The sequence below is a fragment of the Rhizobium chutanense genome (assembly GCF_002531935.1).
Taxonomy (GTDB): domain Bacteria; phylum Pseudomonadota; class Alphaproteobacteria; order Rhizobiales; family Rhizobiaceae; genus Rhizobium; species Rhizobium chutanense.
The window spans coordinates 53,818-61,495 of record NZ_NWSV01000032.1 but is presented as its reverse complement, the minus strand read 5'-3'; the positions used below and the strand labels follow the sequence as shown (position 1 = coordinate 61,495).

The window sequence follows — 7,678 nt, the reverse complement described above, 5'->3', positions numbered from 1 at the left end:
TGAAGGCCGCAGGTTCAAATCCTGCCCCCGCAACCAAATTCCATTCACTATCTCAAAAGCCCCCGCGGGGGCTTTTTGCGTTTCGGCACAGCCGACCTCAACCCTCCGCCGCAGTGGCGGTCTTTTCCTGGCGGTCCCGTGCGGCGATCATCGCGGCTGCTGCTCCGGTCTTCTCATCGCCGCCGACCTGCACGCTCGGCGTCGCGAATGCGATACCAGCGGCCTTGAATGCCTCGCGGATCATCAAATAGGCCTTGCGGCGGATGTAGGTCTGCTGACCGGGGACCGTCGTCATCGCGAAACTCAGCACAATGCCGTAGTCGCCGAATTCTTCGACGCCCTTCATCTTGAGCGGTTCTATGAACAGTGGGCCGACCTCGGGATCGGCCTGCAGTTCGGCGCCGATCGCCTTGGCGATCTTGCGGGCCTTGTTGATGTCGGTGTCGAATCCGACCGATATCCTGAATTTGTCGATCACCCAGTCGCGGCTCATATTCTCGACCGCGCCAAGTGCGCCGAAAGGCACGGTGAAGACCGGCCCGCGATGGTGACGGAGGCGGACGGAGCGGAGACTGAACCCTTCCACCGTGCCCTTGTAGCTGCCGCTCTGGATATATTCCCCGACCCTGAAGGCGTCGTCGAGCATATAGAAGACGCCGCTGATGACGTCCTTGACGAGGGTCTGTGATCCGAAACCCAGCGCCACACCGAAGATCCCGGCGCCTGCGATCAGCGGCCCGATTTCGACGCCGAGCTGCGCAAGAACGATCAAGGCCGCCATCACGGCGACCAATACGGCCAACATGTTGCGGAAGATCGGAAGCAGAGTGCGCACACGCGCGCGCCGGGCGCTCTCGGCAGGGGAGGGCGCGACACCTTCAGGTGCCGAAGCCAGCATCCGATCGATCCATGCCCTTGAAAGGTGCCAGACGAGATCGGCGAGCAGGAGGACAATCAGGCTCTTCAGGAGACCATATGCGATCGCCTGCGCAGCGGGATTGCCTGCGATAAGGGACGTGGTGCTCGTTCTCGAGACGGCGGCAAGAGAGGCCACCGCAAGCAGAAGGACGATCGCGCGGCTTCCGCGCACAAAGAGGACCTGCCGAACGCTTCGCGGCTCGGCCGAACTGGCAGTCTCGGCGGCGTTGCCGACGACCTTCAGCAGCGGCGGCAGAAGGAGCATGTAGACGCCGATCAGGAAAAGCCCGGTGAGGCCGATCGACCATACCACCCAGAGGATCAGAACGGAAAGGACTATGGCCAGTCTCGCCTTGAGGCTCATGGCCACTCCCGATATGACACCTTCGATAGCAAGGATCACGAGGACGAGCGAGAAACACCAGGAGATGGCACGTGTCACGGCCGGATCGATGCCGATCGGTTTTCCAAGCATGGCGCTCGCGATCGCAACGAAAAGCACCCCGATAAAAAGCCGGATTCGTCTTCGGATTTCAGGGCGGGTCACGGCGAAGTCGATCGCGATCGACACTGCACGAAAGGCGATGATGCCGGCGAGAGCGAGCATTAAAGTCGCCTCGGTCAATGGCGGCCATCGCAGCGCAAAGAATATCAGCCCCATTGCGAAGGTGAACACCGCCAGGGACAGAAGCTTGGTCATCAACGATGCGGCCCCGGCCCTTGCCCGGAGATAGAGCCGCTCGGTGACCATACCCGCGGCCAGGAGGCACAACGGGATCACGAAAACCGGCGCATATCCTGCGGAGAGTGCGTCATGCCTCGTGCGGGTCACGGCCGCCCCGACCTCTGCCGGTATGCGAGGAAGGGCCGCCAGCGTCGCGTCGACGCGAGCCCGCATAGCGTTTTTCCACGCAAACACCATCTCTTCCGGCGGCTCCGGAGCAGGCTGAGATTTTCGAGCTTCGAGCAAGGACTGCACCTCGGGATCCTGGAGCAGTCGGACGAGCTCATCGATCTTCTGCTGCCCCGGCGTGGCGGGCGTCTGCGCTTGCGCATTGATCGCAAGGACAAGAAAAAGGGCTATTGCCGCGATCCATTTCATTCTGCGGTCCTTCGAAACGGAAACTGGAAGTGGGCTTTGGGCAAGGTTAGCCGGAGAGTCGGGCCATGTGGAAGAGAAATTGAGATGATCACAGAAATGCCCGGCCGAACTTGATCAGGACTGAAAACGCCCCAACCACGGCGAAGACCAAGAGCATCCGCAGCACGATTATGAGCGCTTTGTCGCTCCAGTGGGTCGACGCTTTCGACATGTTTTCTCCTCACTTCGGCTTCGGAAACGTCAGCAGGTATCGGTCTGATCAACGATGTCATCCCCTTCGACTCCGTTTGCCGGCCGGTCGTCTTTTGGTGAGGGCCAAGCCCAGCTTCGCAGCAGTTCGTAAAATACGCTGAGGACGATCGGGCCGAGGAAGAGCCCAAGCAGGCCGTATGACAGCGTGCCCCCGATGACGCCAATGAGGATCACAGGCATCGGTGTCGTCAAACCTCGCGCCATGAGAAGAGGTTTGAGCACGTTGTCCAGAAGCGTGATGGGCGTCGCAATGAGAGTAAATGCCAGGGATGTCGAAACCGGCCAGGAAAACCAAGCCCAGATGATCGCCGGAATCAACACGAGGCCAGGGCCGATTTGCATGACGCACAGGATGAAGACTGCAAAGGTCAACGCACCTCTTGCCGGCAAATCAAAGATGACGAAGCAGAGCCCACATAACAGCGTTTGCAGGAAGGCGACGCCAATGACACCGCGTGAGACGTTGCGCACGGTTGTGGCCGCAAGCTTGGCGAAACCAACGCCTCTGTCGCCGGCAACTCTGTTGGCAAGCGCTGACACGATCGCACTCATTCGTTCGCCTGTTGTCATCAGAAAGCCGGACAGCACGACGGAGACGATGAAGCCCAGGAGGCCGGCGCCGATCGAGGCGAGTTTGGTGACGACGACGCCGGCGATCTCGCGCAGAGGCGCCTGAAATTTGGTGATCGATGCAGCGAGGTTGCTGGCGATCTGGTTCCAGGCGGCATAGACGCGTTCACCGACGACCGGCCATTCCCGGATGCCTTGAGGAGCAGAAGGCAAGGCAAAATTGTCCGTCTTTAATCTTCCTATGAGAGCTTGTGCCGCATCGGCAAAATTGACGGCAACAAGCGACAGGGGGGCAATGACGAGGAGCAGACAGGCGACGACGATGATCGTTGCCGAAATGACCGGACGGTTTCCAAGGGCGCGTGCCAGCATCTGGTGCAAAGGAAACATCGCTATCGCCAGGATCGCCGACCAGATGACGATCAGCGCGAACGGGGCGACCAGACGGAAGGACCAATAGGCGAACAGTGCGATGATTCCCAGCCGCACGAGATCGCTGACCCGTGTCTCGATCGAAGTCTGCATTATGTCTGCGGGCTTCAACGCCTCGCCCCGTGTCTGCTCGAGATTCATAATGGTCAGCCCGTCTGGTTTGCCGTCGATCGGCCGATCGGTCCGCCATTCACCGCGCGGTCACGTCGGGAACGACATGCCGAATGCTCTGATCTTCGACATATCCGCCCGGGCGCTTCTGCCGCTTGCCGAGATCCGGTGCCTCGAACTTGACGCGCTCATAGGGTATCGACTGCAGGATGTGGGAGATGCAGTTTATGCGCGCTTGTTTTTTGTCATCCGACGGAACGATCCACCACGGCGCGTGATTGCTGTCGGTCATCCGCAGCATTGCATCGTAGGCCTTCGTATAATCCCACCAGCGTTGATAGGATTCGACATCCATCGGGCTCAGTTTCCACTGCCGAAGCGGATCGTCGATCCGGCGCTTGAAGCGCCGCTCCTGCTCCTCCTCGCTGACGGTCAGAAAGTATTTGAGCAGAATGATACCGCTTTCGACGATCGCTGCTTCGAAGCGAGGCGCCAGCTCGAGAAAGCGCTCGGCCTTCTTTTCGCTGCAGAAGCCCATCACGCGGTCCACTCCCGGCCTGTTGTACCAGCTGCGGTCGAAGATCACGACTTCGCCTGCGGCCGGCAGGTGGGTGATGTAGCGCTGCATGTAGATCTGCGACTTCTCGCGATCGGTCGGGGCGGGCAGCGCGATGACGCGAAAGACGCGTGGACTGACCTTCTCGGTGATGCGCTTGATCATTCCACCCTTGCCGGCGGCATCGCGACCTTCGAAGATGATGACGATCCGGGCGCCCGATTTCTTCACCCAGGCCTGCAGATGAGCGATTTCCACCTGTAGACGAAGAAGCTCCTTTTCGTAGTTCCAGGATCTCTTCTTCTTGTCCTTGTCTTTGCGTTTCGCCTCGGCCACGGCCTCTTCGATATTTGCGTCGTACCCCTTGTTCATAACTCCCTCCGTTCATGACCCTGGACGGGGCCATTCGTTTCTTCCGCCTTGTCTTGAATTGCGTCGCGTGCCGGTTTAAGGGCCGCCATTGCCTCGTCCTTGTCGGAGAAAATGTTCCCCGGGCCGAGAGCCGTGATCACGCCCGCGCGGTCGAGCAGCTCGCGGCTCTCCTCGTTGAGATCGGCTATCGCGAAGGTGACGTTCTGTTTCGCGAGCGTTTCTGCGACGACATCGAGGGCCGCTGCGCCGGTGCTGTCGATATGGGAGATGGCGCTTGCGTCCAGCAGCAGGGATCTGGTGCCCTGCGCAAGCTGCGTGCCGATCGTCAGCAGCCGTGTGCGGACATAATCGGCGTTGAAGAACAGAATGTTGCCCTGGATCAGGCATATCGCGACCCCCTCTTGCGGGCGCGCCTGGGGAAAGCGGGCGAGATCAAAGAAGCCTTCCCGGCCTTCGATCCTGCCAAGAAGGCTGTCGCGCGGATACATGGTCTTGCGCAAGAGATAGACGAGGGTTGCGGCAATCGCGACAATGACGCCGTTCAGAACGCCGAAGCTGATTGCGCCCCACATGGTGATCAGCGCAAAGACGAATTCCATCCGGCTGATGCGCCAGACTTTTTTCAGTTCGCCAACATCGATCAGGCCGATCGCCGCCATTGCCAGAATGGCCGCAAGCGCTGGCAGGGGCAATATTCGCAAGGCGCTGTGCAGAAAGACGAGAGCCGCAATCAGCGTGGCTGCGGAGACAAGTCCCGCCGCCTGCGACACGCCGCCCGCAGACATATTGATTGCCGTTCTCGAATCCGAGACGCTGATCGGAAACGAACCAAAAAGGCCGGGGGCGAAATTCGCCGCTCCGAGGCCGATCAATTCCTGGTTCGCGTCCACTTCCTGTCCGGCACGCGTGCCGAAACTGCGGGCGGCGACGATCCCCGCTCCGAAGCTGACGAGGAAAACAGCGGCGGAGCCAAGGACGATCTTGTCGAGCGGCATCTCGTAAAGGGCAGGAAGCGAAAACCTCGGCAGGCCGTGAGGGATGTCGCCCACAACGGCTATGCCGCGGCCTTGAAAGTCGAAGACGGCAGACAGGATCACCGAGACGACGACGACAAGAACAGGGCCTGGCACCTTGAGACGCGCGGCCCGGACCACCCACAACAGCACGAACATCGACAGGCCGAAAATCAGCGACAGCCAATGGATCGACGCGCTTTTGCGCACTATTTCGAGGATCGGCGCAAAGAGCCCGTCGGACTCGATCTTGACGCCGGTGAAGCGATTGATCTGGCCGACGAGGATCGACAGCGATACGCCGGCAAAGAATCCGACGAGAATTGGGCGGGAGAGGAAGTTGGCCACGACCCCCAGCCTCAGAAACCTGGCGGCAAGGCAGAATACCCCGACGCCGAGCGCCAAGGCGGATGCTATCGCGATGCGGTCCACGCCTGCGGCTGCCGGCTCAACTGCGATGATCGTGGCCATCGCGGCGGCGAGAACGGTCATGGTTGCCGCATCCGGCCCGACGACCAGCAGGCGGGACGGCCCGAAAATGGCGTAGGCAATCGGCGCGACGATGCTCGCATAGATTCCCGTTTCGGGGGGCAGACCGGCAATTGCGGGGTAGGCAATCGCGCTTGGCAGGCCGACGGCGGCAATCGACAGCCCGGCAGGGATATCGTTTCGCAGCCAGTTTCGGTTGAAGCCCTCCAGCCCCTTCAGCATTGGTATGCCGAAACTTCCAATCACCGCGTTTCCCCCTGGATTGCGCTTCGACGTCTCCCGAAAGTCCAGCTGGGCTTTAGCCCAGCCGTGTCCGTTCAATGCTCAAGGAAAACGAAGTTCATCCAACTGCTCATCCGCAGAAGAACCTTGCGGAGAACGGCGACGTGATGCCAGTGCTCGGTGTAGACGGCGACGTCGGCAACGACGCCGCCGGGCAGCTGGTATTTGCTGGTATCCTCGAGGATCTCGATGCGTGCCAGCGTTTGACCCGGGGAGGCGCGCTCGGGCGACTGCGGATCGATCAGCGCTCCCGTCGGCTGAAGCTGGCCCTGCGCCATCACATCGATGATGCCCTGGATCCGGGCCTTGAATATCTTGCCGGGCACGGCCTTGAACGAGACTTCCGCCTCATCGCCAACCCGGACTCGCTGCAGCGAATTCTGGATGAAGGCAGCAGCCAAAGTCCGGTCTTCGGCGTTGATGAAGACCATGACAGGTCGCAAGGGCAGCGGGTTTGCCATCATTCCCGGCCGCAGGAAAACCTGCGCCACGTAGCCGCTGCTCGGAGCGCGAACCGTCGTCTGATCGAGGTCGTATTCCGCATTGCCCAATTCGGCTTCCAGGCGTGCGACCGTCGGGTTCGTGCCGTTGATCTCCGATTCATAAGCGAGCCTGGCTTGCGCCGCTTGTGCCCGGGCGGTTTCGACCGTGGCTTCCGATGTCAGATAGATGCCTCGCCGGTTTTCGACTTCGAGTTCGGAAAAGACAGCGCCTTTGCCGCTCGATTTGGCGTTTTCGTTCGATTGCTGGAATTTCTCGAAGCTTTGCAGAGAACGGTCGCGCGAGGCTTCGGCACCTGTCACAGCGGCGTTGGCGGCATCGAGCGCAGATTTCAATTGAAGGACAGTCTGTTTGGCCTCCGCCAGAGCGGCTCTCTTCTGGTCGACGACGAACTGATAGGGTCGCGGGTCGATGCGAAAGAGGACATCGCCTTTCTTCAGCGGCGTGTCGGGCTGGACCGGGACCTCCACAACTTGGCCGCCAACTGTCGGAATGACCGGCGCGGAGGTGAAGTAGATACGCCCTTCGCCCGAATAGGGATGATTGTAGCTCATGATCAGCAGCAGTGCTGAGATCAGGAAAATGCCGCCAAGAACTGCCGTGGAAAGAGTCCATTGATTTACCGGAATTCGGAAGACCTTGAAGATCGTCCAGCAGATTGCGGCATAGGTGAGGATCAGGAGCAGGTCCATCAGGCTTTCTCCCTCTCCAGTGGTTGCGCTTCGAGTTCGGCAATGCGGGCTTGAAGGCGTGCTATTTCGGCGTTCGCCTCCACGTTTTCCGCCAGCTTGCCGTCGGGCTTGATTCCCCAACCGCGGTCCTCTCGATAAAGGGTGGCCCAGATGAACAGAAACGGCCATATGGCGTGCAGGGTGAAGAGGCTTACCCAGCCGGCAACATGAATGGCGTCCTGATGCGGGTGATTGCGTTTCTTCGCGATGATGTGCGGAATGTCATGGATCGCGATCACGGCGTAGAAAAGCGTTATGACCGTGAAAAGCAGTACCCCGAGTGCAAAATAGTCCAGAAACACGGCGCCCCCTTCCGCTTTCGGCGGAATATGGCCGAACCGTTCGGCCC

7 protein-coding genes are annotated in these 7,678 nt (G+C 60.2%); all 7 read right to left on the bottom strand.

The window, feature by feature from the left end; all coding sequences use genetic code 11:
• Positions 1-97: 97 nt before the first annotated feature.
• Positions 98-2,020: a mechanosensitive ion channel family protein gene (locus tag CO666_RS29400; RefSeq protein ID WP_097615539.1), complete on the bottom strand. Its 1,923-nt coding sequence runs from the start codon at positions 2,018-2,020 to the stop codon at positions 98-100.
• 88 nt (positions 2,021-2,108) lie between these two features.
• Positions 2,109-2,231: a hypothetical protein gene (locus CO666_RS34925; RefSeq protein WP_280951834.1), complete on the bottom strand. Its 123-nt coding sequence runs from the start codon at positions 2,229-2,231 to the stop codon at positions 2,109-2,111.
• 29 nt (positions 2,232-2,260) lie between these two features.
• Positions 2,261-3,415 (bottom strand): AI-2E family transporter, encoded by a 1,155-nt coding sequence (locus tag CO666_RS29395; protein ID WP_097615538.1) that lies wholly within the window; start codon positions 3,413-3,415, stop codon positions 2,261-2,263.
• Positions 3,416-3,464: 49 nt separating this feature from the next.
• On the bottom strand, positions 3,465-4,313 hold the full coding sequence (gene ppk2 / locus CO666_RS29390; RefSeq protein WP_097615537.1) for a polyphosphate kinase 2: 849 nt from the start codon (positions 4,311-4,313) through the stop codon (positions 3,465-3,467).
• The gene (locus CO666_RS29385; RefSeq protein ID WP_097615536.1) at positions 4,310-6,061 is read right to left on the bottom strand and encodes a SulP family inorganic anion transporter; all 1,752 of its coding nucleotides are present in this window, start codon (positions 6,059-6,061) and stop codon (positions 4,310-4,312) included. Before CO666_RS29385 ends, ppk2 begins: the two co-directional genes overlap by 4 nt.
• Positions 6,062-6,132: 71 nt before the next feature.
• Positions 6,133-7,290, bottom strand: coding sequence for an HlyD family secretion protein (locus tag CO666_RS29380; protein ID WP_097615535.1), 1,158 nt, complete (start codon positions 7,288-7,290; stop codon positions 6,133-6,135).
• Positions 7,290-7,631, bottom strand: a complete 342-nt coding sequence (locus CO666_RS29375) for a DUF3302 domain-containing protein (protein WP_097615534.1) — start codon at positions 7,629-7,631, stop codon at positions 7,290-7,292. The genes CO666_RS29380 and CO666_RS29375 overlap by 1 nt, the downstream gene beginning before the upstream one ends.
• Between the last annotated feature and the right edge of the window lie 47 nt (positions 7,632-7,678).